The sequence below is a fragment of the Psychroserpens sp. SPM9 genome, from assembly GCF_025153525.1.
Classification (GTDB): Bacteria; Bacteroidota; Bacteroidia; order Flavobacteriales; family Flavobacteriaceae; genus Psychroserpens.
Window position 1 is genome coordinate 1 of the sequence record NZ_JANZNR010000009.1, and the last position, 24,467, is coordinate 24,467.

The window sequence follows — 24,467 nt, forward strand, 5'->3', positions numbered from 1 at the left end:
TATTGGTGCCTGCTCTACAACTAATTCTAAAGTCGTAGTATCATAACATCCCGTGTTGATATCCTGAACACGTACAATGACGATTTGGCCATTAGAGGTATTAGTATACGGAATTGGTAATGGGTTTATATTTGAATCTGCATCACCCTGAGTTAAATGATAACTCACCGAATAATTTGGATTGTTTCCTGTAACCTCTACGTTTTTTAAACTTAAATCAATACTGGTAATGCCATCTGGAGTACCGTCATCACAAACCTCTAAAGCGGTTGGAGGCACTATAATAGGTTGAGAAAAAACAGTTACTGATTGTACCGTTGTCGTTGGACATGCACCATTAGTAGTATATTCGACTGTATAAGTTGCGTCATATTGCCCTCCAGTAATAATTCCTGTTGCAGAATCAATTGTGGCTCCATCTGTTGGAACAGGGTTCAATACAAATGTTCCATTTGGTAATCCTGTCACAGTAGCTATTCCACCATCACACGTTGGTGACATCGTAAAGCTTGAATCATCTTCAGGAAAAACTGTAACAGATACAGAACTCGTAGAAGGACAAGGTCCTGAAGTAACATAATCTACGGTATAGGTTGCACCAGACACACCATTCGTAATTTCTCCAGTCACTGAATCTAATAAGGCGCCGTCCGTTGGAACTGGGTTAAATGTAAATGTTCCACCAACATCTCCCATGATTGTAGCAGTTGCTCCTGTACAACTAGGTGTTAGAGCGAAAGACGAATCTTCTGATGGCAATACAGTCACAGTCTGACTAGTTGTTTCAGGACAAGGTCCTGAAGTTGTGTATTCAACCGTATAAGTCGTTCCTGAAACACCTACCACCAATCCAGTTGATGCATTTATTGTAGCTGTATCAGTTGGTACGGGATTAAATGCAAAACTACCACCAGCATCTCCAGTAACTACAGCTGTAGCACCTTGACAAGTTGGTGTTAATGTAAAAGTGGCATCCTCAAATGGTAATACTGTTACACTTTCCGTAGAAGATTCAGGACAAGCACCAGCAAGAGCATATTCAACAGTATAAGTTGCACCCTGAGTACCATTCGTAATCGTTCCTGTTAATAAATCTAAAATAGCACCATCTGTTGGTATTGGATTGAATGTAAATGTACCTCCAGAATCTCCTGTCACAGTTGCTGTAGCTCCATCGCATGTTGGCGTTAATGTAAATCCTGCATCTTGAGAAGGAAGCGAAGTAACAGATTGTGATGTACCTGGACTACAAGAACTTGCAAATTCATATAGAATAGTATAAGTCGTGTTAGAACCTCCATTAGTAACTGTACCTGTAACAGAATCAATTACGGCACCATCAGTTGGCTGTGGGTCTTCAAATGTAAATACACCTCCTGAATCTCCCGTAACCGTTGCTATACCTCCATCACAAGTTGGCGTCATAGTAAATGAAGTGTCAAATACTTGACCTACAAGAATAGTTTCACTCTCATTGATGGTTAAGGTACATGCGCCGACAGTTATATCTATAAAATTAAAAGTTTGGTCAACTGATGGAACTCCAAGCGTAACTATAGCTGATCCTGAGGCATCGAGATTTACAGACTGTATGGCTCCAGAATTAATATTATAACTTACTGTTCCATTTGGAGAACCGGTAATTTGAAATTGCGCATCTTCGCCATTACAAATTGGATTGGTAACAGCAACGACATCGCCTAATAATTCTTCTTCTACTGTAATACACACTTCTTCAGTGTACTCACATCCAAAATCATCCATAACTCTATACGTATAACAATGTGTGCCTGCCGTAGCTGGAGCTACTGTTATTGTATTACCAGTCACATTAGTTATTGATGGATCTGCATCCCATGATTCTGATGTGATTGCTGGGGTAAATGATAATTCTGGTGGTTGAATATTAGGGTCAAAATTTAATCCCCAAGAAAATATATAACCATTATCTATCGATAGGTTGTCAACAATTTCAATACACCAATCTCCATTTAAAGGACTTCCAACTAGTGCATTAAAAGATTCAACCGGTAAATAGGTACCTGGTTCCCATGAATTGTTTGGAGGATTGGAACCTGCAGTAATAGTATTGGCATTTTGCAATAAAGTGGTTGCAGACATTGAAAAACAATAATCGGCTCCTACTCCTGGCGTATTCGTTGCATCATCATTAGCGCCACCAAAATAAGTGCCATTTCCCGCTTGGGTGAACAAATCGGCTTCTTGACCATTTGGTGATATAATTTTTATATCCAAATCTCCAGAATAAGAATGTTCCATATTAACACAAATCTCAATGAGCTGAGATGGATCTGTTAATAATTGATCCGATTCATAACAATCTACTGTGATACATGTGGTATAAACCGCCCCTGAACCATCTGGTAAGAATGTGGTTCCACTAACAGGAGGCGTACAGTCATTTACAAAAGGAACAGGATTAACAACTCCTTCAATGGTAGTTGTTTCTCCGAAACACAGCGTATCATCGGCTGCTTGGGTTCCAGTAAAATCCGGTTCGGTAGCCACTTGTATAACTTGATTAATCAAATTGGTATTGGGACAGCCTAGAGGATCTGAATCTGTATTGGCATCTCTAATATTTAAATTAACAATGTAAACGCCTGGAGTATCGTAAGAAAAAGTTACGGTTTGACCATCTACTAAATTTCCATTATCCAAATCCCATTGATAAGTCGCTCCTGTACCATCAAATTCAAAATTCCCACTACCTGTTAAAGTAATTTCTTCATTAGGACACACTCGTATATAACCATCTCCATTTGGAGCAGGACTCGCTGAATCTATTTGCGATGTAATAACCTGACATGGTGTGAAACAAGAAATATCTGCAGCCCATCCTGAAGTGGTTCCAGAACCATCTGAAACAAATTGAATGGTTATACATCCCGAACCATTATCATCGGTCGCTGTTACAGAACCTGGATTATTTGCACCATCGTAGGTTCCGAAAGGCGGACTAGCAACACTGTCACCATTATAAATGGTCATTACATCAGCACCAAGCTGTGTATTAAATGCCGTAAAGTCTAATTGAACTAATTGTCCAGCATTTTCAGGACATATAGTTAAAACTAAGTTTTCATTACTTGAATAAGCACCTCCTGAGCCTCCAGAATCATAAAATGTTCCCGAGCAGGTTGTAACCGTTCCATCTTGCATGACAACATCCTGAGCATAAATGTGAAATGAAAATAATGTGAAAATTATGAGTAATACTTTTTTCATAGCTAATAATTATAAATGGCTAATTAATATTTTATTTGTGTTGAGATTTGATAATAATAAAGTAATTGGTATTATCTACTCTATACATATGCGTTCCATTGGAATAAAAACTGAACAAATATTTTAAAGGATTAAAAGTTTGAGGGTTAAAATTAGGCGCTCTCTCTAAATTAGTTACGTAATAATCCATTAGAGGAACTTCCGATAATAAAGTACATGGCTTTTGATCACTCGGATTTGGAATGCTTTTAATCTCAACTCTATTTCGAAGAATATTTTTAATGTCTTTTAAACGCTGAGGCTTGCTTAAAACATTTTCTGTCGAAGTTGTACCGTAAACTTCATTAATTTTTGCTAATTCACTACTCGTTAAAGGGCTATTAACATTAGTATGATAAGTAACTGTTTTTTGCTTTCTGTTTTGATTTGAAGACTGAGAAAACATGGAAGACGTTGCTAATAAAGCACATAACAACATAAGAGGGAACAGTAATTTTGAGTTCATGATTATCTATTTTTTATGGATGCGGAATTTAAGAAAATTTTAATAAACAAACTGTTAAATTGGATATCATGTGCATCCACGCCGATTATAGGCATATAACAGCTTAAATTAAAAAACCCCTACCCTATAATCATTTTTTTTTATTGCTTATCTTTGCACTCTCTTTTTAAATAAAGAATGCGTATATAATTAAACTGAAATTCCTTTTTACGGAACAATAGAATGAAAATAGAAAAACACATACAAAACATTGATGATGTTGGAGATAACCATGTAGGAACCGCTTCTGAAACACCTTTAAGAAACGATGCTTTTAAATTAACGGCTTCAGAAAAAATAGAAATCATTAAAGATGATGTAAGACATATCATGGAAACTCTTGGTCTCGATTTAACAGACGATAGTTTAAATGGCACACCTAACAGAGTGGCTAAGATGTTTGTTAATGAAATTTTTGGAGGTCTAGATCCTAAGAAAAAACCAAGCGCATCAACCTTTGACAATAAATATAAATACGGTGAAATGCTCGTTGAAAAAAACATTACGGTCTATTCAACCTGCGAACATCACCTTTTACCCATTGTTGGAAAAGCCCATGTTGCTTATATTTCAAACGGAACTGTTGTTGGCCTATCCAAAATGAACCGAATTGTCGATTATTTTGCTAAACGTCCACAGGTTCAAGAACGTTTAACAATTCAAATAGTAAAGGAACTTCAGCAAGTTTTAAATACCGAAGATGTTGCCTGTGTCATTGATGCTAAACACTTATGCGTCAATTCTAGAGGAATTAGAGACGTAGACAGTAGTACGGTAACTTCAGAATTTGGTGGAAAATTCAAAAACAAAGAAACAAAAAGAGAGTTTTTAGATTACATCAAATTAGAAACTACTTTTTAAGTATCCTCGCTTCCGAAGAAAAAATAAAATGTTAGCTTTGACTATTGAAAATTTTCAATCTAATCATCGCATTTTAAATTCGTTACTTTATGCAATTGTACAAAGAGCAAAAAATTCAACTTTATAATACGCTAAGCGGAAAAAAAGAAACGTTTCAACCTATTGAAGACGGCTATGTTGGTATGTATGTTTGCGGACCAACCGTTTACAGTAATGTCCATTTAGGAAACGTAAGAACGTTTATGTCTTTTGATATGATTTTTCGTTACTTAAAACACCTTGGCTATAAAGTGCGCTATGTACGAAACATAACCGATGCTGGTCATTTAGAAAACGATGCCGATGTTGGAGAAGATAAAATCACAAAAAAAGCACGTTTAGAACAAATTGAACCAATGGAAGTTGTACAACGTTACACCGTCGATTTTCATAATGTTTTAAAGACCTTTAATTTTCTTCCTCCTAGTATTGAGCCTACTGCAACTGGCCATATTATTGAACAAATCGAACTCATAAAAACCATTATTGATAACGGCTTCGGATATGTGGTGAACGGTTCTGTGTATTTTGATGTACACAAGTTTAACGAAACCAATGACTACGGAAAACTAAGCAAACGTAATCTCGAAGATTTAATACATAATACCAGAGCTCTTGACGGACAAAGTGATAAGAAGAATCCGCAAGATTTTGCGCTTTGGAAACGTGCCGAACCACAACACATCATGCGTTGGCCTTCGCCTTGGAGCGACGGTTTTCCTGGTTGGCACTTAGAATGTACCGCTATGAGCACTAAATATCTTGGTGATAATTTTGACATTCATGGTGGCGGCATGGACCTAAAGTTTCCGCATCATGAATGTGAAATCGCTCAAAGTGAGGCTGCCAAAGGACAAACACCTGTGAATTACTGGATGCATGCCAATATGCTTCAGCTTAACGGACAACGTATGTCTAAATCTACAGGAAATACAGTCAACCCTGACGAATTACTTTCTGGAAATAATAAATTTTTCAGTAAAGCCTATGCACCAAGTGTGATTCGTTTTTTTAATGCGCAATCGTCTTACAGAAGTGTTTTAGATTTAACTGATGACGGCCTACAAGCCAGTGAAAAAGGCTTTCACCGTTTGATGGATGCTATGCACCTTTTAGAGGATTTAAAACCTGGAAAATCTTCAACCTTTAACGTAGCTGAATGGCGTCAAAAATGTTATGACGCGATGAATGATGATTTTAATTCTCCTATTTTAATCGCCCATTTATTTGAAGCTGCAAAACAAGTCAATCAGATAAAAGCAGGAGCGGCATCTTTAACTGCCGAAGATTTAGAGCTTTTAAAACAAACAATGCACGCTTTCACTTTTGATGTTTTAGGTTTAGTTAATGCAACTGAAACAGGTTCTGGTACCGAAAAATTAGCTGGTGCTGTAGAATTACTCATTCAATTAAGGCAAGAAGCCAGAGCTAATAAAGATTTTGCATTATCTGATAAAATACGTGATGAATTAGCTGCTAAAGGCATTCAGTTAAATGATGGAAAAGACGGAACGACGTTCAGTTTTTAGCATTTAGCTTGGAGTAACATCGTGACAACTTAGTAATAACTATATAGTTTTTGAAAAAACTCCTTACATATCCATTTCTGTTTCTCATTAAAGTTTATCAAACTTTAATCTCACCATTAACACCTGCAACCTGTAGATTTCAACCTACCTGTTCCCATTATTCAAAAGAAGCTTTGGAAAAGCACGGACTTTGGAAAGGTGGAAAACTGGCTTTAAAACGGATTTTTAGTTGTCATCCTTGGGGACGTTCAGGCTATGATCCAGTTCCTGAAAAGGATGACAACTAAAAATATTCCTTCGCGCCTGCTCACACGTTCACTAAAAATGTACACTGTACATTTTCTTTTCGTTCCGTTGCCTTGGGGACGTTCAGGCTATGATCCAGTTCCTGAAAAGGATGACAACTAAAAATATTCCTTCGCGCCTGCTCACACGTTCACTAAAAATGTACACTGTACATTTTCTTTTTCGTTCCGTTGCCTTGGGGACGTTCAGGCTATGATCCAGTTCCTGAAAAAGAAGATTAAAACTATCTTAATGCTAATTGTGTTTTATTCATAAATACTATCTTTACCCAACAAAAATCAATTTTATGCTTGCTCTCGATATGGTTTGGAATCCTTCAAAAGGAATTGACTTAGGATTTTTTACACTACACTATTATAGCTTAATGTGGATTGTTGCCTTTCTACTTGGCTTTAATATCATGAAACGCATTTACAAGAACGAAAACCAGACTAAAGAGTCTTTAGATTCGTTATTTATCTATTCGGTTCTCGGTATTATGCTTGGTGCACGTTTAGGCCATGTTATTTTTTATCAACGTGAATTAATTTCTGAAGACTTTTTTAGCATCTTTCTGCCTTTTAAATTTGCAGGCGGATTTGAGTTCACGGGATTTCAAGGACTTGCTAGTCATGGTGCGGCCATTGGAATGATTATCTCTATGTACCTTTATAACAAGAAGGTTTTAAAAAAGACCATCATTTGGATTCTCGATCGCGTTGTCGTTCCCGTAGCACTTGGTGCTGTTTTTGTAAGAATTGGAAATTTTATCAATTCTGAAATCATCGGAAAAGCCACAGAATCTTCACTTGGTGTTCGCTTTGTACAAGATTATTATAACAAGTATCAAATTGTAAAAGTAACCGGAATACAAGATGTAAATGAAGCTTATGCTGCTGTTGGAAGTGACCCTAAATATGCCGAATTATTAAACAAAGTCCCTTTACGACATCCAGCACAGTTATATGAAGCTGGCAGTTATATCCTAGTATTTTTAATCCTCTTATATTGTTACTGGAAAACAAACAAACGACAACAACCTGGCTTTTTATTTGGTTTATTTTTGGTGTTATTATGGACGGTCCGATTTTTTGTAGAATTCGTTAAGGAACCTCAAGGTGATGAATACCTCACCATGCTTGGCCTCAATACTGGGCAACTCTTAAGTATTCCATTTATTTTAATTGGTTTATACTTTATGTTTATGTACAAACCAAAAACAAAATTAGCCTAATATGAAACGTTTCGTTTTTAAAGTGGTGTCGATGTCATTCTTCGGAGCTCTTGCACTTCAAGTCGTATCTTGCAAAGAAGAACGTCAATCTTCGCAGGTTAAAACAGTTAAAATTACATTTAAAAAAGAAGGGGAACTTCAGCTTAAAAAAGCCGAATCTGATTCGCTATTAAGTCAGTTAGACATTGAAATTGCCGATGATGACTATTCGACTCAAACGGGCTTAATGTATCGTAAGCGTATGGCAGCAAATCAAGGCATGTTATTTATTTTTCCTGACACGGATTATCGTTCATTTTATATGAAAAACACAGAAATTAGTTTGGATATCATCTATATCGACGAAGATCTAACTGTGGTTAGCATTCAAAAAAATGCGCAACCATTTGATGAAAGCTCTCTGCCATCTGAAGGACCTGCAAAATATGTTCTTGAAGTGAATGCTGGTTTGAGCGATCAGTGGACTTTAGAAAAAGGAGATAAAATTCAGTTTACAAAAAACTAGATTTGTAATTATAAACCTATATTTAAAATAAAAAAGCCACTTCAAATGAAGTGGCTTTTTTATTATAGCTATACATGCTATTACTTTTTGTCTTCGTCTTCTTTTGGAGGCGCAATACCTTTATTTTTTAAGGTATCATACATTAATGGTGTTGCGATAAATACCGAAGAGTATGTACCTACGATAACACCAACAATTAAAGCGAATAATAAGCCTCTTAAGGACTCCGCACCAAAAATAAACATTGCCAATAACACCACTAAGGTTGTTAATGAGGTATTTAATGTTCTACTTAATGTGCTGTTAATCGCTGCGTTAATATTAACGCCACCTTTAAAGCCTGCTCGTTCGGCAAGTACTTCTCTAATTCTATCAAATACAACCACGGTATCATTCAGAGAGTAACCAATTACGGTCAAAATCGCTGCGATAAATGCCTGGTCAATTTCCATACTGAATGGCATAAATTTATATAGTAATGAGAAGATTCCTAAAACGATAATCACATCATGGAAAACTGCAGCTACAGCACCTAATGAGAATTGCCATTTTTTGAAACGGAATAAAATGTATAAGAATACCACAAGTAATGATCCTAAGACCGCTAAAAATGATTCTTTTTTGATATCATCTGCGATGGTCGGACTCACTTTACTTGATAATACAATACCGATATCATCTTTAGCTTCAGAAAAATCCTTGAACGTTTCGCCTTGAGGCAAGTAAGATTTCAATCCGTTGAATAACATTGTTTTCACTTCTTCGTCCACTTCAACTGAATTTTCATCTACTTTATACTTCGTAGAGATTTTCAACTGATTCGCACTTCCAATAGTTTTAACCTCAACACTGTTAAATACTGCTGTTAAGTCTTCTGAAACTTTTTCAGCACTTACTGCATCAGCAAAACGTACCTGATACGTTCTTCCTCCAACAAAATCAATACCTTGATCTAATTTGTTTGTAAATAATGATCCTAAACTTATCAAAATTAAAATACCAGACACCACATAAGCTACTTTACGTTTGCTAATGAAATTGATGTTGTTATTCTTGAATAAGTTTTTAGTTATTGATGTTGAGAAATCTAAGCTCTTCCCTTTGTTTACATACCAGTCTACTAATAAACGTGTGATAAAGATAGCTGTAAATAAAGAGGTCATAATACCAATTAATAAGGTTGTTGCGAAACCTTTAATTGGTCCTGTACCAAATACAAATAAAATTAATGCTGTTAAACCTGTTGTAATATTCGCATCTAAAATCGACGATAATGCATTTGCAAAACCATCTTTTACAGCTTCTTTTTGCGATTTACCTTTACCAAGTTCTTCCCGTATTCGTTCAAATATAAGCACGTTTGCATCAACCGACATACCTATTGTTAATACGATACCTGCTAAACCAGGAAGTGTTAATACCGCTCCTAATCCTGATAAGACACCAAAGATTAATAAGATGTTTAATAATAAAGCGATATCAGCAAAAATACCTGCTTTACCGTAGTAAAGAATCATCCAGATTAATACTAATGCTAATGCAATTAAGAATGATTTTGTACCACTATCGATAGCTTCTTGTCCTAATGAAGGCCCTACTTGGTCTGCTTGAACGATTTCTGCTCTGGCTGGTAATTTACCTGCTCTTAAAACATTGGCTAAATCTTCGGCTTCTTTAATGGTGAAGTTACCAGAAATTTCGGTATTACCACCAGAAATAGCACCACTTGAAGCCGTTGGTGCAGAATACACAATACTATCTAAAACGATGGCAATCTGACTCTGGTTTTGATTTGCTCTACCAGTCATTTCTTCCCATATCTTAGACCCTTTAGCATTCATTTGCATAGATACTGAAGGCTTATTGGTTTGCGTATAAGCTTGACGTGCGTCGGTAACAACACCACCACTTAATTCAGGCTCATCTGCTTTATTCCCTTTAAGAGCGTATAAATCGATATATTCAGCGCCAGTTTCCTCATCGGCAAATGGTAAACCAAAAGCAAACTTAGTATAACGCATATCAGCTGGTAGATTAGCTAATACTTCTGGCATTTTTAAATATTCAAGCAGTTGATCTTTATCTTCTAAACGAAGCGTAAATAAACCTTGACTATTAGGAGACACAATCATTTCAATTAACGGATTAACTACAGCAACATTTGTTGAGTCTGTAGAGGCATCACCTAATAAATCATCAATTGTACTTCCTGTATCGGTTGCAGTGCTGTCTTGTTCTTCTAGAGCTTCTTCTTTTTCATTAAGACCTAATTTCGTTTTAAGTGTTTCGTTAGCTCCAATGATAAAATCATTAAGTTCCTGGTCTTTAACAACATCCCAGAATTGTAATTGTGCTGTCGTTGTAATTAATTCTGTTGCACGCTTAACATCTTTAACACCTGGCAACTCAACTAATACACGTCCGGAATTACCTAAACGTTGAATGTTAGGCGATGTCACACCAAACTGGTCAATACGCTTACGCAATACTTCAAAAGCAGAAACGATAGACTCATCTACTTTTTCTTGAAGTATGGCTTTAACGTCGCTATCAGACATGGTTAATTTAACATCGTCTTCTAAATCTTTATTAGCAAAAATGTCTGGAGACGCTAATTTCTGGTCACCTTTTACATTTTCCCAAGCCGTAAAAAACGACTCTAAATAAGGTTCTTGAGCGTCTTTTTGAATTTCTTCAGCATCAACTAAGGCTTTATTAAATGCTGGATCTTTACTTTTATTAGATAGACCATATAAGATATCTCTTACTGAAATTTGAAGAATCACATTTAATCCGCCTTTAAGGTCAAGACCAAGATTCATGGCTTTTTCTTTAACTTCTTTTCCTGTAAAACTTGCAATACCAATATTGTAAGCTTCTACATTAGAAATGGAGTCTAAATATCGAATTTCAGCGTCGTTGATTTGGTCTGAATCTTCATATTTACTTTCTGCGTACGTTTTAGCAGCGTTGTCGATTTGGTTGTTTTTGAATGTAAATGCTAATTGGTAAATACTTACCAATCCAAATAACACTGCAAAAAGTTTAACTAGTCCTTTGTTTTGCATTATTTATAAATTTTAAGTCAAATTTTTTTTGAACGCGCAAATATAAAATTTAGCGTTGATTTGACAATTGTTTTTTGTAATTATATATGTGATTTACATGGCTTTTCTAACATTAAAAGCCAGTAGTAATGAATAAATTTATTAAAGCGGAAACTTTATAGCTTATTCATTTACGGAAGTATGATGGAATGTTTTAAGCCAAGATGCTCAAGTTAGCCATCCCTATTGTCGTTGGTCCAGCTCTAACTTCTGGGATAATTCGCGATCTGTTATCAATGGCGATTGCACTGTTTTTGTGGAATTTATAAGCCACTTTTACAATGCGATCTAATCCTCTAATATCTATAGCTTCTATTGCTACAAATACATTAGGATTTATGAGTCGGTCATTTTCAGCCTTAGATTCTAAAGCTAATTTTCCTTGTAAACCAGAAAGTTCATCACCTTGCTGGATTTCATAAATATCGAGATTATAAACAACAGATTTCTCTTCGGAAGGCAACTCACTTCTATTGTGATCTTGAGTTACATAACCGAGAGCTAATTGTCCTTGTTTAGAAAGTAATTCTTTGATACGTTCAACATCGGCATCACTGTAATACGTGATTTTAAGTTGACCGCTTTTTTGTTTTTGAACTTGAATATTCTCAACTCCTGCAGCTTGCAACTGTTGCTTTACAAGCGTAATGGCCTGTTGCGTTTCCTGAGTAGAAACCTGAGTGCTAGAAAACTGTAAAACGAGTTCCTGATTAGGCACAGACATTTGCTGTTCACTAGCAATGCCTCCTAAAAGGGTAAGAATAATTATTAAAGTACTAATGTACCATCTCGTGTTCATGCGCCAAATATAACAAAAATTATATATTGAATCGGTTTCATTCGTTAAACGGTAGGTTTTAAAGAAAAAGGCATAAAAAAAGAGCAACTATAATGCTGCTCTTTTTATCTGTATTTTAATCTTTAGGCTTATTGGCCAGGTGCTTTGGTGTAGCCCTCTGGTGGTGTCATACTAAACAAATCATCAGAAACTTTGTCTTTTTTGATTTCAGTAACTTCAGTCGTAATGAGCATTTCCATACCCATTTGATTCATAGTCATGGTCATATACAAAGGAAATCCTTTTAACTTATCACCTAACATAGCTGTTTGCTGTGATGCAACTGGAATGGCTTCAGTAGTGAACATTTCCATAGTCATATCTACACCATCTTGCTTAATGGTCACAGTATATTGCTTACATTCGTAACCCAATACTTTTTTTGTCTTATCACCAGCAATGACTTTAATGTTTTTCATTTTATCATCCAAGCTATCTTGCTTTTGATAGGTATAGGTTTTTCCCATCATGTTATCCATTAACATCATTATTTCTTTAGTGTCACCATTGGTTATGGTAACAATATCACCTGACATAGGATTAGATAGTTCTGTTCGCGATTTTAAACCTTTAAAATAGGTTGTTGATTCCAGTTTCCCCATCATATCTAATTGGGCCTGAACCTCAGCATTTTCACTTGTTACAGTTTGCTTTGAAGTAATAACTCCTTCAGTTAATTTATCTTGTGCTGCAACAGTTAAGCTAAATGCTGCTAAGAATAAAAATAATACGTTCTTCATGTTTTTAAATTTGTTATGATTACTATTATAGTGTTGTTAACTCATTACAGACAAATACCTTGCCATAACAAATTTATCAACGCAGTAAAGGGTTTAAAGTTCTAATAAACCGTTTGTTTTTTGCACGCCTTCGGCACTTTCTTTTAAGTGTGCTTCTTCAGCATCACTTAATTTAATGGTCACAATCTCTTCGATACCATTACGACCTAAAATAACAGGAACACCAATACAAAGATCATTTAAACCGTATTCGCCTTCTAATAAGGTAGAACATGGAAACATTTTCTTTTGATCGCAAGCAATCGCTTGTACTAAACCACTTACCGCAGCTCCAGGTGCGTACCAAGCAGAAGTTCCGAGAAGTTTTGTTAATGTTGCACCACCAACTTTGGTATCTTCTTTAACTTGGTTTAAGCGGTCTTCAGATAAAAACTCAGAAACCTTAACACTATTTCTAGTGGCATGAGCTGTTAATGGCACCATTCCTTTATCACTATGACCACCAATTACCATACCGTCAACATCACTAATAGGTGCTTCTAAAGCTTCTGCTAAACGATACTTAAAACGTGCAGAATCTAATGCACCACCCATTCCAATAATTCGGTTTTTAGGTAAGTTGGTCGTTTTATGCACTAAATACGTCATGGTATCCATTGGGTTACTTACCACAATGATAATAGTATTTGGAGACTGTTCGATTAAGCTAGAAGATACTGTTTTTACGATTCCAGCATTAATTCCTATTAATTCTTCACGAGTCATTCCTGGTTTACGAGGAATACCAGAAGTAATAACGCAAATATCACTATTGGCTGTTTTCGAATAATCATTTGTAACACCTGTAATTTTAGTGTCAAAACCATTTAACGAAGCTGTTTGCATTAAATCCATTGCTTTCCCTTCGGCAAAACCTTCTTTAATGTCTAATAAAACGACTTCACTAGCAAAATCTTTAATCGCAATATATTCTGCGCAACTTGCACCTACTGCTCCTGCTCCAACTACTGTAACCTTCATATGTTTTTTATGTTTTAAATTGTGTTGATAATTGAGTGTGCAAAATTACAAATTTTTAGAGTGTTAAAGAAAAAAGCGCAAGAGAAAATCTTACGCTTTTTTGAATATTTTAAGTAGGAATGACTTTAGAATGAAAAGTTTATCCCTAAAGTGGCGCTATCAAATTCGGCAACCGTATAATCGGCATTTAACCCAAAGAAGCCCAATTTAAGATTTGCACCAACTGTAGCTCTTATCCCTGACACATCGTGTTCTATTGAAAACGGATCATTAATTTCTTCGGAAAACAATAGGCCATCGGTGACAACATAAGTTCCTAATAAATCTGTAGTAGAGGTTCCGGTAATATATCCTAAACCACCATAAAAGTTAACAATAGGCAATTTTGTTCCAACTATCAACTGAAACAATAAGGTATTGGTATCGGTTTCAACACGTTGATTTTCACCATCAACATATTCGGCGTCTGTAAAATCGTAGCTCGCGTCTAAATGTGTATATGCAATCAATCCTGAAATAGCCACGGGAAATACTTTATCGGCTGGCAACCAGCTTGTAAATTCTTGCTGAATTCCGAATCCGTAGAGTCCGATTTTAGTATCTTCAGTTTCAACCTTTGGAAAGAAACGTCCTTTTAACTGTGTGCCTTTAAATGGCGAAAAACTAGCTTGTAAAAATCCGGCAGGAATCAAGTTTACATTTTCTGAACCAATCCCTGTAGGTAAAATTAGTTCTGTTTCCTGATTTCCGAAAATTGGATCATCATAGGTAATAATAACAGTAATGTCGGGATCATTATGACCTAATGCAGTAGCAACAGATTTTGAGCTGCTGCCATCTTCAAATCTTATGTTTTCATAGTCTGAAACATTCATTTCAAAAGATTTTTTTTCGTCTTTTATGAATCCGACATTTCCAATAACCGACAATTCGAAGTGAAATCGTTTTGGAGATTTTGCATTATTGAACCAGCCATTATTAATCCCATAGGCCAATCCTTCGGATGCAGGAGCGATATAATCTTGCGTAAACCGCTTAGCATCTGCAACACCTGCTGCTAATAAATCATTGACATTTTCCTGAGCTTTTACAGCTATAACTGTACATAAAGCTAAACTTGTAATAAGTAGTTTTTTCATGAGAATTGTAGGTTAAATGGATTTCAAAATTAATAAAACTTATTCAATCAACGTTTTTTATCGTTAATAATTGCCTTTTACCGATGTTTTATACTCTGTAAATCTGTATACTATAGATATATTTCGGCATAAAAAAAGCAACTACATTATATACGTAGTTGCTTTCATTTAGGATTTTATGTTCTTTCAAAAACTGTTGAAAGCAATTTTATAACCGCCTACAACACGATGAATGTAAACCAGATCATTTCATCTAGGCATCAATATTTGCATAGATGGCGTTCTTTTCAATAAACTCACGACGTGGTGGCACTTCGTCTCCCATTAACATTGAGAAAATACGATCGGCTTCACCACCATTATCAATTTGGACTAAACGCATAGTTCTAAACTCCGGATTCATGGTTGTGTCCCAAAGTTGTTCAGCATTCATTTCTCCAAGACCTTTATAACGTTGAATTTTAGAATTTTCTCCAAATTCTTCTAAAATTTCATCACGCTCTTTATCACTCCATGCATATTGCTTTTTAGCACCTTTCTTCACTAAGTATAAAGGAGGTGTCGCAATATAAATATGGCCGTTTTCGATCAATTCTTTCATATATCTAAAGAAGAAAGTCAAAATAAGAGTCGCAATGTGACTTCCATCAATATCTGCATCACACATGATGACGACTTTATGGTATCTTAATTTAGATAAGTTAAGCGCTTTACTGTCTTCTTCGGTACCAATAGTTACACCAAGCGCAGTAAAGATGTTCTTAATTTCTTCATTTTCAAAAACCTTGTGGGTCATGGCTTTCTCGACATTCAAGATTTTACCACGAAGCGGAAGAATTGCTTGAAAGGCTCTGTCTCGACCTTGTTTAGCCGTTCCACCTGCCGAATCTCCCTCAACTAAAAATACTTCACATTTTGTAGGATCCTGTTCTGAGCAATCACTTAATTTACCAGGTAAACCACCAATACTCATAACCGTTTTACGCTGTACCATATCACGTGCTTTTTGTGCAGCGTGACGTGCCTGAGCAGCAAGGATTACTTTTTGAACTATGGTTTTAGCATCATCTGGATGCTCTTCAAGGTAATCGGTAAGCATTTCAGAAACGGCCTGACTTACAGAAGCCGATACTTCTCTGTTTCCAAGTTTTGTTTTGGTTTGTCCTTCAAACTGAGGCTCTTGAACTTTTACCGAAATGATCGCCGTTAAACCTTCACGAAAATCATCGCCCTGGATATCGAACTTTAATTTGTCTAACATTCCTGAAGAATCAGCATATTTTTTTAAAGTATGTGTTAATCCTCTTCGGAAACCTGACAAGTGAGTTCCTCCTTCGTGAGTATTGATATTATTTACATAGGAATGTAAATTTTCAGCATAAGAGGTATTATAGATCATAGCGACCTCAACTGGCACGCCATTTTTTTCACCTTCAAACGAAATGACATCTCGCATTAATGGTTCTCTGTTTCCATCTAAGAATTTGATAAATTCTTTAAGACCTTCTTCAGAATGAAATGTTTCACCTTCAAATTCGCCATCTTCTTTTTTAGAGCGTTTATCCACTAAATGGATTGTAATGCCTTTGTTTAAGTAAGCTAATTCACGTAAACGACTTGCTAAAGTATCGTAGCTATATTCTAATGTTTGCGTAAAAATTGTAGCATCTGGCTTGAAGGTAACTGTAGTACCGCGTTTATCGGTGTCACCCACTTGTTTTACAGGGTACATTGCCTTACCACGTTCGTATTCTTGCTCGTAGATTTTCCCACCTCTGTAAACAGTCGCTTTCAAATGCTCTGATAATGCATTAACACAACTCACACCAACACCGTGTAAACCACCAGAAACTTTATAAGAATCTTTATCGAACTTACCTCCAGCTCCAATTTTGGTCATAACAACCTCAAGTGCCGAGACGCCTTCTTTTTTATGAAGATCCACCGGAATACCACGACCATCATCTTCGGTAGTAATCGAATTATCTTCGTTTATAGTTACTGTAATATTATCACAATGACCAGCAAGTGCTTCGTCAATAGAGTTATCGACAACTTCGTATACTAAATGGTGTAAACCACGCACACCTACATCGCCAATATACATGGATGGACGCATACGAACGTGCTCCATACCTTCTAAGGCTTGAATACTATCTGCTGAATAATTGTGCTTGTTAAATTCTTCTTTTTTTTCGCTCATTATTTTGAATAAATTTAAGTTCTAATTACGCATAAAAAAAATGATACTATTGCATCATTTTTGAATACTAACAAATATACGATTTTAAAGTGCTTTTTGAAAGCTTTTTATCGATTGAAAGTAATAATTATCAACATTTGTTAATTACTTGAAAGTGTCTTAAATCGTCTTAAAAGAGCTTTAAAATCGATTTTGTTATTTTTTAACATCTTCATAAAAGCAACAAAAACACAAAAGTGTTTAGAGGTGATATTTCGAATATTCAAATACGCAAAAAAGACTAAAAATTAGATCGATTTCTTTAGGTTGTTGATGATTAAGAATAACATATTTAAATGACCGCGTTTTCATCATTATCGGTGAGTTTGAAACTAAAAATTTTATATTTTGACTTTACCAGGTACTTCACAAACACTAATGTAACTATAGATGGAAAAAGTCCTTTAGCTAGACTAAAAAAAAGGAAATTCCAATCCCTAAGTATTGTTTTAGATAATTCCTGAAATACTAATTGACCATAAGGATTCGATTCATAAAACATCGTCATTAAAAAATTATAGCCTATATGAAAACCCAATCCTAACATGATTGATTTTGTTTTATGAAAAGTATACGCCCAAACATATCCAGTAAAACCGGTGATGAAAATAACATATGCAATAGCAATAAAATTCTCACCTATCATTCCATAGGAAAAGACATGATATACGCCAAAAATTATCGCCGAAATCAATATTGCCCATTTGGCTCCTATTCTGTTTATAAGAATATATAGAATGGCACCTCTGAATACTAAATCTTCAGTTAATGCTGACCTTACATGATAGACAAAAGCATCGAAAATAAATGCATAGTTGCTATTCTTATTCAGCTGCCAATCCACATTTAGAACGAAAGTTTCAATTACAATCCAAAGCAAGCAAAGCAACATCATAAACACCATTCCTAAACCAATTTGAGCTACTCTTTTTGGGTAAGGAATGATACCTAAAACCTCTATATTTTTTTTCTCAATGAAATGCAAAAGCACCCAAGAGACTACTATTATGACTAATAATCCTAACATTTTTTATATTATTTAGAAAAAGTTACCCCTTTTTAGACTTTAAAAAAGGAATGGAAATCGGATAATAACATGTTCCTGAACCAATGGCTGAAAAGACATTCTTAAGACTTATGATAATTCCAAAAAGAAATACCGCAGCAGTCACAAAATAATTATAGCCTGGAAAAACAAAAAACAGCAACAAAGATAAAATCAGTAGTAAATTAATGGTACAATGAAAATTAATCACTGCTCGACCATGCGTGTCATAAATTTTATTGTCTTCGACTTTACTCATCCAAACAAATAATGGAAATAACACATTAGCGAATGGAATAATTAATCCGAAAAAAGGTGACGCATGCAATAATAGCATCCATTTACGTTGTATGGTTTCTTCTTTAGGATTATCAATTACAATTAAATCTTCTACGTCGATATCCAATCCTACCGCCAACAATTTTATAGTTTGCAAATGTGGCTGCACCTCCCCCTTTTCTATGCGCTGAATTGTCCGTACACCAACGGTTGTTTTTTCAGAAAGTTCATCTTGTGTATAACCTTTTAGCTTTCGTTGGTATAATAAATTTTCTTTTAGTGATGACTGTTTCATTTTACATTATTTCATTGGCACAAATGTAAAGCACTCCACTCGTTTTTAACACGTCATTTAGGTGTCACCTATCTGTCAGTTACTGTATTTACAAGGGTTTTAGCAAATATATTATTTTCAAATACAAAATACAGATAAAAAAAGACCAATCGTAGGATTGGTCTTTTATATGATTCATAATGGCTATTTTTCTTTTATATTTTAACATAGGCTTTATCATGCACATTAGCAATGGCTCTACCAGAAGGGTCATTCATATTTTTAAAGGCTTCATCCCATTCTAAAGCTGTTGCTGTACTACAAGCTACACTTGCTTCTTGCGGCACACTTAAGGCTGCTGCATCACTAGGAAAATGCCCTTCAAAAATCGTTCTGTAATAATACTCTTCTTTGTTTAGAGGCGTATTAATCGGAAAGCGGAATTTAGCATTTTCAATTTGCTCATCTGTGACTTCTGCTTCTACTAATTCTTTTAGCGTATCAATCCAACTGTAACCTACGCCGTCGCTAAATTGCTCTTTTTGTCTCCAGGCTACGCTTTCTGGAATCATATCTTCAAAAGCTTTACGCACTACCCATTTTTCCATACGCTCGCCATTAATCATTTTATCTTTTGGATTGATACGCATGGCCACATCCATAAACTCTTTATCTAAAAATGGCACACGCCCTTCAATACCCCAAGCTGCTAAACTTTTGTTTGCTCTGAGACAATCATACATGTGTAATTTATCCAGTTTACGAACAGTCTCATCATGAAATTCTTTAGCATCTGGTGCTTTATGAAAGTATAAGTAGCCACCAAAAATCTCATCGGCACCTTCTCCAGACAATACCATTTTTATTCCCATAGACTTGATGACTCTTGCCATTAAATACATGGGCGTTGACGAACGGATGGTTGTAATATCATAAGTCTCGATATTATAAATTACATCTCTAATGGCATCTAAACCTTCTTGTATTGTGAATTTTATTTCGTGATGAACCGTTCCGATGTGATCTGCCACTTTCTTCGCTGCGGCTAAATCTGGCGATCCTTCCAAGCCTACAGAAAATGAATGCAGTTGTGGCCACCATGCTTGCTCCTTATCATCGGCCTCTATTCGTCTTTCTGAATATTTTTTTGCTATAGCCGATGTTACTGAAGAATCTAATCCGCCAGATAGTAAAACTCCATAGGGTACATCGCTCATTAATTGTCTGTGCACTGCATCCTCTAATGCTTGCTTTACTTCAGCTATACTGGTTTCGTTGTCTTTGACAGCCTCGTAATCTGTCCAATCGCGTTTGTACCATTTTACAAACTCACCATCTTTACTAGACATATAATGTCCAGGAGGAAATAGTTCTATTTTTGTACAAGTCCCTTCTAATGCTTTCAATTCTGAAGCTACATAAAAGGTTCCATTTTTATCCCAACCAATATATAATGGAATAATTCCCATGTGATCTCTCGCTATAAAATATTCGTCTTTTACAGAATCATAAATAGCAAAACCAAAAATACCGTTCATAGCATCTACAAAGTCTACACCTTTTTCCTGGTATAATGCTAAGATGACTTCACAATCACTTTCTGTCTGAAAGACATAATCTGGGAATTGCTTACGTAATTCTCTGTGATTATAGATTTCTCCATTGGCTGCTAAGATTAACTTTTGATCTGGACTAAACAATGGTTGCTTTCCTGAAGTAGGATCTACAATTGCCAAGCGCTCATGCGCCATAATCACTTTATCATCACTGTATATTCCACTCCAATCGGGACCACGATGACGAATGGTTTTAGCCATTTCTAAGACTTGTGGTCTTAAGTCTTCTGATTTTTGTTTTAGGTCAAACGCACATACAATTCCACACATACTATTATATTTTTAAATCTTTTTATTAATTTGATAAAGCAAATATGAAACCATACTTACAAATATAAAACATGAAATTAATTATTACTTACAATTTAAAACTATATATAATAAATTTATTATTAAATGAAATCTTATCATAGATTTACATACTTTTTTATTTAAACATTGTAAACTTTAACATCCTACTTCGACTTTTAATATAATATTAAGACCATAAGGGTTTAATTTTATAATATTCACAAAACTAAAAACACACCATGAAAACAAAATCAATTATTACTTCTATTGCAATGGCATTTTTAATGCTCTTTTCAATAAACACTAATGCTCAGGATTTCCCGAAGATGGATAAAAGTCCAATGGATGCTGCCGCTTTTCCAACAAGCTATAAAGATGCAAACAAATTAATTAAAATTGTTTACAGCAGACCGCAACTTAATGGTCGCTCACTCGAAAAATTAGCGCCTAATGGTGATGTCTGGAGAACTGGTGCCAATGAAGCTGCAGAGTTAACACTTTATACCACTATGGCTTTAGGTGACACTAAAATTCCACCAGGAACTTATACGTTTTATGTGATTCCTGGAGACAAAGAATGGACAGCCATTGTTAGCAAAGACATTAATGTTTGGGGAAGTTACTTTTACAAGCAAGAAAACGATGTTGCCAGATTAAAAGTTCCCGTATCTCAAGCCAAAGAATCTCTTGAAGCTTTTGGAATTTACTTTGAAGAATCAAAAGACGGTGTACATATGAATTTAGGCTGGGGAACAGCAAGAGTTGCAGTTCCTTTTTCCAAGTAATTACAGGCCTTTAACAAACATAAAAAATGCTTCAGAAATTAAATTCTGAAGCATTTTTTTGTCTCATAAACCTCGATTTATGGAATATTTAAATACTTATGCGTTTGTAAAGAGACTTTCCATTTCGGATTTTGCATGACATAATCTACAATTAACGGCACAACTTTTTCACGTTTACTCCATTCGGGTTGAAAATACAAAATACAGTCTTTATTCACTTTAGCAGCCTGTTCTTCTGCAAAACGGAAATCATCCTTATTATATATGATACATTTCAACTCATTAGCTTTTTCATAAACTTCTTCGGTGGGCAATTTCATCTTTTTTGGAGACAGGCAAATCCAATCCCAGGTTCCAGATAATTGATAAGCTCCAGAAGTTTCTATATGAGTTTGCACATTTTTTGCTTTGAGCTGAGTCGTTAATGGTCCCATGTCCCACATGAGCGGTTCTCCTCCTGTAACGACTATTGTTTTACTATAAGCCACGGCATTAGCAACAATGGTTTCGGTTTCTGTTGGTGGATGTAATTCGGCCAGCCAGCTTTCTTTAACATCACACCAATGGCATCCCACATCACAGCCTCCAATTCTAACAAAGTAAGCCGCAGTTCCTTTATGGTAGCCTTCCCCTTGGATGGTATAAAACTCTTCCATTAAAGGCAATAACAATCCTTTGTCAATACGTTCTTGTCGTTCTCTTCTTGTCATAGCTTGCAAATGTATTAAATAGTCGTCAGTATTTAGCAGGTAGTAAACAGTAAATTTAACGATTAGAGTTAATGGTTGATATTACTTTTATTTTGCTGCAATAACATCTATTTCAATTTGAGCGCCAACAGCTAAACCTGAAGCTGCAAAAGTCGTTCGGGCTGGCTTGTTAGGAAAATAGGTTTTATAAACAGTATTAAAAGCTTCAAAATCATTGATATCTTTTAGTATAACTGTACATTTTACAACCGCATCTAAAGACAAATTATGCTGTTCTAAAACGGCTTTTATGTTTTCAATACATTGCTTTGTTTCTGCTTCAATTCCGCCTTTAACCAATGTACGCGTTGTGTGATCCATTCCTACTTGACCTGCAAGAAACAAAAAGTCATTAGCTTCAACAGCATCACTAAAAGGCGCTTGTGCTTTTTTAGGCTCATGGGATTTATAAAAAACAATAGGTTCGTTATTGGATTGACAAGCGGTCATTCCGAAGAAAATTAAAACAATTACTATAAGGGATGTATTTTTCATTTTAGCGGATTTTAAACTTGACTAAAATTACACTATTTTTATGCAAATTTTGAACTATGAGCAGAACGGACGATTTTTTAAAAGAAATCACAGACGGAAATACCAGTAAAGGCGACTATATCACTCTTGGATCGGCAATGTTAGATGGACAAACGCTGACCAATGCTTATGTAAATGTCCCTTTAAAAACCATGAATAGACATGGTTTAATTGCAGGTGCTACAGGTACAGGAAAAACCAAAACATTACAGGTTTTAGCCGAAAATTTAAGCGAAAAAGGAGTTCCTGTGTTATTAATGGATATTAAAGGGGATTTGAGTGGTTTAGCGCAACCAAGTCCTGGTCACCCAAAAATTGACGAACGTCATGAAAAAATCGGACTCCCTTTTAACTCTAAATCATTTCCTGTAGAAATCATGACATTATCAGAACAAGATGGTGTAAGGTTACGTGCAACAGTGAGTGAATTTGGTCCGGTATTATTATCTCGAATCCTTGATTTAACTGAAACTCAATCTGGAGTTGTAGCTGTCATCTTTAAATATTGTGATGACAACAAACTGCCTTTATTAGATTTAAAGGATTTCAAAAAAATATTACAATATGCAACTCAGGAAGGAAAAGAAGAATTTACGGAAGCTTATGGCCGAATTTCAACGGCTTCTACAGGTGCAATCCTCAGAAAAGTTGTAGAAATTGAACAACAAGGTGGCGAATTATTTTTCGGTGAAACCTCGTTTGAAGTTGATGATTTATTACGCGTCGATGACGATGGAAGAGGCTATATAAATATTATAAGGTTAACCGATATTCAGGATAAACCTAAATTGTTTTCAACTTTCATGTTAAGCTTATTAGCCGAAATCTATTCAACATTTCCTGAGCAAGGTGATAGCGGAAGACCAGAATTAATCATGTTTATTGACGAAGCCCACCTAATTTTTAACGAAGCTTCAAAAGCATTACTCAATCAAATTGAAAGTATTGTTAAATTGATTCGTAGTAAAGGTGTCGGACTCTATTTTGTAACGCAAAATCCAACAGATGTACCCGAAGCCGTTCTTGGGCAACTGGGTTTAAAAGTTCAACATGCCTTAAGAGCATTTACTGCTAAAGACAGAAAAGCCATCAAACTTACGGCACAAAATTATCCAGATACTAAATATTACGATACGGCAGATGTATTAACGTCATTAGGCATTGGAGAAGCTTTAGTTTCAGCATTAAATGAAAAAGGCAAACCAACACCTTTAGCTGCCACGATGATGCGTGCGCCAATGAGTCGAATGGATGTACTTACAGATTCTGAATTAGGCAGCTTACTCGGAAAATCTAAACTCGCTAAAAAATATAACGAAGTGATTGATCGGGAAAGTGCTTATGAAATGCTCAATAAAAAAATTGAAGTTGCTGAAGCCGAAGAAGCTAAAGCCAAAGCTCGTGAAGAAAAAGAAGCGCTTGAAAAAGCCGAAAGTAAACGACGCTCTTCATCATCGAGAAGCACAAGACAAAACCCGATTGTTAAAGTTTTGACAAGTCCGACAGTAATTAGAAGCGTTCTTGGTATTTTAACCAAAATGCTTAAATAAGACAACTTAAAA

General features: G+C 35.5%; 20 protein-coding genes. 7 read left to right on the forward strand and 13 right to left on the reverse strand.

Annotated elements, in window-relative coordinates:
- Together N4270_RS16065 and N4270_RS16070 are read right to left on the reverse strand one after the other, a co-directional pair.
- A partial coding sequence (locus N4270_RS16065) for a PKD domain-containing protein (protein WP_260098373.1) occupies window positions 1-3,249 on the reverse strand: 3,249 nt, incomplete at its 3' end.
- Window positions 3,250-3,280: 31 nt separating this feature from the next.
- Complete coding sequence (locus tag N4270_RS16070; protein WP_260098374.1) at window positions 3,281-3,754, reverse strand: hypothetical protein; 474 nt, start codon at window positions 3,752-3,754, stop codon at window positions 3,281-3,283.
- Window positions 3,755-3,976: 222 nt separating this feature from the next.
- Here N4270_RS16070 and folE point away from each other — a divergent pair, with 222 nt between their 5' ends.
- From folE to N4270_RS16095, 5 genes are all read left to right on the forward strand, one after another.
- A complete protein-coding gene (gene folE / locus N4270_RS16075; protein ID WP_260098375.1) occupies window positions 3,977-4,654 on the forward strand; it encodes a GTP cyclohydrolase I FolE in 678 nt (225 codons plus the stop codon).
- Window positions 4,655-4,743: 89 nt separating this feature from the next.
- Window positions 4,744-6,222, forward strand: coding sequence for a cysteine--tRNA ligase (gene cysS, locus N4270_RS16080; protein ID WP_260098376.1), 1,479 nt, complete (start codon window positions 4,744-4,746; stop codon window positions 6,220-6,222).
- A 50-nt stretch (window positions 6,223-6,272) separates the two neighbouring features.
- Window positions 6,273-6,509, forward strand: coding sequence for a membrane protein insertion efficiency factor YidD (yidD, locus tag N4270_RS16085; protein ID WP_260098377.1), 237 nt, complete (start codon window positions 6,273-6,275; stop codon window positions 6,507-6,509).
- A 305-nt stretch (window positions 6,510-6,814) separates the two neighbouring features.
- Entirely contained in the window at window positions 6,815-7,741 is a 927-nt protein-coding gene (lgt, locus tag N4270_RS16090) for a prolipoprotein diacylglyceryl transferase (protein WP_260098378.1), read from the forward strand.
- 1 nt (window position 7,742) lies between these two features.
- Window positions 7,743-8,246 (forward strand): DUF192 domain-containing protein, encoded by a 504-nt coding sequence (locus N4270_RS16095; protein WP_260098379.1) that lies wholly within the window; start codon window positions 7,743-7,745, stop codon window positions 8,244-8,246.
- 80 nt (window positions 8,247-8,326) lie between these two features.
- Here the strand turns inward: N4270_RS16095 and secDF are convergent, their stop codons facing one another.
- The 9 genes from secDF to asnB all read right to left on the reverse strand — a co-directional run bounded on the left by secDF (window position 8,327) and on the right by asnB (window position 20,816).
- Entirely contained in the window at window positions 8,327-11,314 is a 2,988-nt protein-coding gene (gene secDF, locus N4270_RS16100) for a protein translocase subunit SecDF (RefSeq protein WP_260098380.1), read from the reverse strand.
- 193 nt (window positions 11,315-11,507) lie between these two features.
- The gene (locus N4270_RS16105; RefSeq protein WP_260098381.1) at window positions 11,508-12,152 is read right to left on the reverse strand and encodes a hypothetical protein; all 645 of its coding nucleotides are present in this window, start codon (window positions 12,150-12,152) and stop codon (window positions 11,508-11,510) included.
- 128 nt (window positions 12,153-12,280) lie between these two features.
- Window positions 12,281-12,931: a DUF4412 domain-containing protein gene (locus N4270_RS16110; protein ID WP_260098382.1), complete on the reverse strand. Its 651-nt coding sequence runs from the start codon at window positions 12,929-12,931 to the stop codon at window positions 12,281-12,283.
- 93 nt (window positions 12,932-13,024) lie between these two features.
- Window positions 13,025-13,951: a malate dehydrogenase gene (gene mdh, locus N4270_RS16115; RefSeq protein WP_260098383.1), complete on the reverse strand. Its 927-nt coding sequence runs from the start codon at window positions 13,949-13,951 to the stop codon at window positions 13,025-13,027.
- Window positions 13,952-14,076: 125 nt separating this feature from the next.
- Window positions 14,077-15,090: a DUF6588 family protein gene (locus N4270_RS16120; protein ID WP_260098384.1), complete on the reverse strand. Its 1,014-nt coding sequence runs from the start codon at window positions 15,088-15,090 to the stop codon at window positions 14,077-14,079.
- 253 nt (window positions 15,091-15,343) lie between these two features.
- Window positions 15,344-17,293: a DNA topoisomerase (ATP-hydrolyzing) subunit B gene (gyrB, locus tag N4270_RS16125; protein ID WP_260098385.1), complete on the reverse strand. Its 1,950-nt coding sequence runs from the start codon at window positions 17,291-17,293 to the stop codon at window positions 15,344-15,346.
- 331 nt (window positions 17,294-17,624) lie between these two features.
- A complete protein-coding gene (locus tag N4270_RS16130; RefSeq protein WP_260098386.1) occupies window positions 17,625-18,359 on the reverse strand; it encodes a CPBP family intramembrane glutamic endopeptidase in 735 nt (244 codons plus the stop codon).
- 22 nt (window positions 18,360-18,381) lie between these two features.
- A complete protein-coding gene (locus N4270_RS16135) occupies window positions 18,382-18,951 on the reverse strand; it encodes a helix-turn-helix domain-containing protein (RefSeq protein WP_260098387.1) in 570 nt (189 codons plus the stop codon).
- Between the two features lie 194 nt (window positions 18,952-19,145).
- Entirely contained in the window at window positions 19,146-20,816 is a 1,671-nt protein-coding gene (asnB, locus tag N4270_RS16140; RefSeq protein WP_260098388.1) for an asparagine synthase B, read from the reverse strand.
- 260 nt (window positions 20,817-21,076) lie between these two features.
- Between asnB and N4270_RS16145 the strand changes: the two genes are divergently transcribed.
- Window positions 21,077-21,622: a DUF2911 domain-containing protein gene (locus tag N4270_RS16145; RefSeq protein ID WP_260098389.1), complete on the forward strand. Its 546-nt coding sequence runs from the start codon at window positions 21,077-21,079 to the stop codon at window positions 21,620-21,622.
- A 77-nt stretch (window positions 21,623-21,699) separates the two neighbouring features.
- On the opposite strand, the gene N4270_RS16150 is transcribed toward N4270_RS16145, so the two are convergent.
- Together N4270_RS16150 and N4270_RS16155 are read right to left on the reverse strand one after the other, a co-directional pair.
- A complete protein-coding gene (locus tag N4270_RS16150) occupies window positions 21,700-22,332 on the reverse strand; it encodes a 7-carboxy-7-deazaguanine synthase QueE (RefSeq protein WP_260098390.1) in 633 nt (210 codons plus the stop codon).
- Window positions 22,333-22,419: 87 nt separating this feature from the next.
- Window positions 22,420-22,866: a RidA family protein gene (locus tag N4270_RS16155; RefSeq protein WP_260098391.1), complete on the reverse strand. Its 447-nt coding sequence runs from the start codon at window positions 22,864-22,866 to the stop codon at window positions 22,420-22,422.
- A gap of 56 nt (window positions 22,867-22,922) precedes the next feature.
- Between N4270_RS16155 and N4270_RS16160 the strand changes: the two genes are divergently transcribed.
- On the forward strand, window positions 22,923-24,455 hold the full coding sequence (locus tag N4270_RS16160) for a DUF853 domain-containing protein (RefSeq protein WP_260098392.1): 1,533 nt from the start codon (window positions 22,923-22,925) through the stop codon (window positions 24,453-24,455).
- Window positions 24,456-24,467: the final 12 nt, after the last annotated feature.

What these genes read in the sequence shown, in the direction of transcription:
- N4270_RS16160 (WP_260098392.1), top strand. Translation starts at nt 22,923, where the DNA reads ATGAGCAGAACGGACGATTTTTTAAAAGAAATCACAGACGGAAATACC.
- cysS (WP_260098376.1), top strand. Translation starts at nt 4,744, where the DNA reads ATGCAATTGTACAAAGAGCAAAAAATTCAACTTTATAATACGCTAAGC.
- asnB (WP_260098388.1), bottom strand. Translation starts at nt 20,816, where the DNA reads ATGTGTGGAATTGTATGTGCGTTTGACCTAAAACAAAAATCAGAAGAC.
- secDF (WP_260098380.1), bottom strand. Translation starts at nt 11,314, where the DNA reads ATGCAAAACAAAGGACTAGTTAAACTTTTTGCAGTGTTATTTGGATTG.
- N4270_RS16095 (WP_260098379.1), top strand. Translation starts at nt 7,743, where the DNA reads ATGAAACGTTTCGTTTTTAAAGTGGTGTCGATGTCATTCTTCGGAGCT.
- N4270_RS16070 (WP_260098374.1), bottom strand. Translation starts at nt 3,754, where the DNA reads ATGAACTCAAAATTACTGTTCCCTCTTATGTTGTTATGTGCTTTATTA.
- N4270_RS16110 (WP_260098382.1), bottom strand. Translation starts at nt 12,931, where the DNA reads ATGAAGAACGTATTATTTTTATTCTTAGCAGCATTTAGCTTAACTGTT.
- N4270_RS16135 (WP_260098387.1), bottom strand. Translation starts at nt 18,951, where the DNA reads ATGAAACAGTCATCACTAAAAGAAAATTTATTATACCAACGAAAGCTA.
- N4270_RS16155 (WP_260098391.1), bottom strand. Translation starts at nt 22,866, where the DNA reads ATGAAAAATACATCCCTTATAGTAATTGTTTTAATTTTCTTCGGAATG.
- N4270_RS16120 (WP_260098384.1), bottom strand. Translation starts at nt 15,090, where the DNA reads ATGAAAAAACTACTTATTACAAGTTTAGCTTTATGTACAGTTATAGCT.
- N4270_RS16130 (WP_260098386.1), bottom strand. Translation starts at nt 18,359, where the DNA reads ATGTTAGGATTATTAGTCATAATAGTAGTCTCTTGGGTGCTTTTGCAT.
- folE (WP_260098375.1), top strand. Translation starts at nt 3,977, where the DNA reads ATGAAAATAGAAAAACACATACAAAACATTGATGATGTTGGAGATAAC.
- N4270_RS16145 (WP_260098389.1), top strand. Translation starts at nt 21,077, where the DNA reads ATGAAAACAAAATCAATTATTACTTCTATTGCAATGGCATTTTTAATG.
- N4270_RS16105 (WP_260098381.1), bottom strand. Translation starts at nt 12,152, where the DNA reads ATGAACACGAGATGGTACATTAGTACTTTAATAATTATTCTTACCCTT.
- N4270_RS16150 (WP_260098390.1), bottom strand. Translation starts at nt 22,332, where the DNA reads ATGACAAGAAGAGAACGACAAGAACGTATTGACAAAGGATTGTTATTG.
- gyrB (WP_260098385.1), bottom strand. Translation starts at nt 17,293, where the DNA reads ATGAGCGAAAAAAAAGAAGAATTTAACAAGCACAATTATTCAGCAGAT.
- mdh (WP_260098383.1), bottom strand. Translation starts at nt 13,951, where the DNA reads ATGAAGGTTACAGTAGTTGGAGCAGGAGCAGTAGGTGCAAGTTGCGCA.
- lgt (WP_260098378.1), top strand. Translation starts at nt 6,815, where the DNA reads ATGCTTGCTCTCGATATGGTTTGGAATCCTTCAAAAGGAATTGACTTA.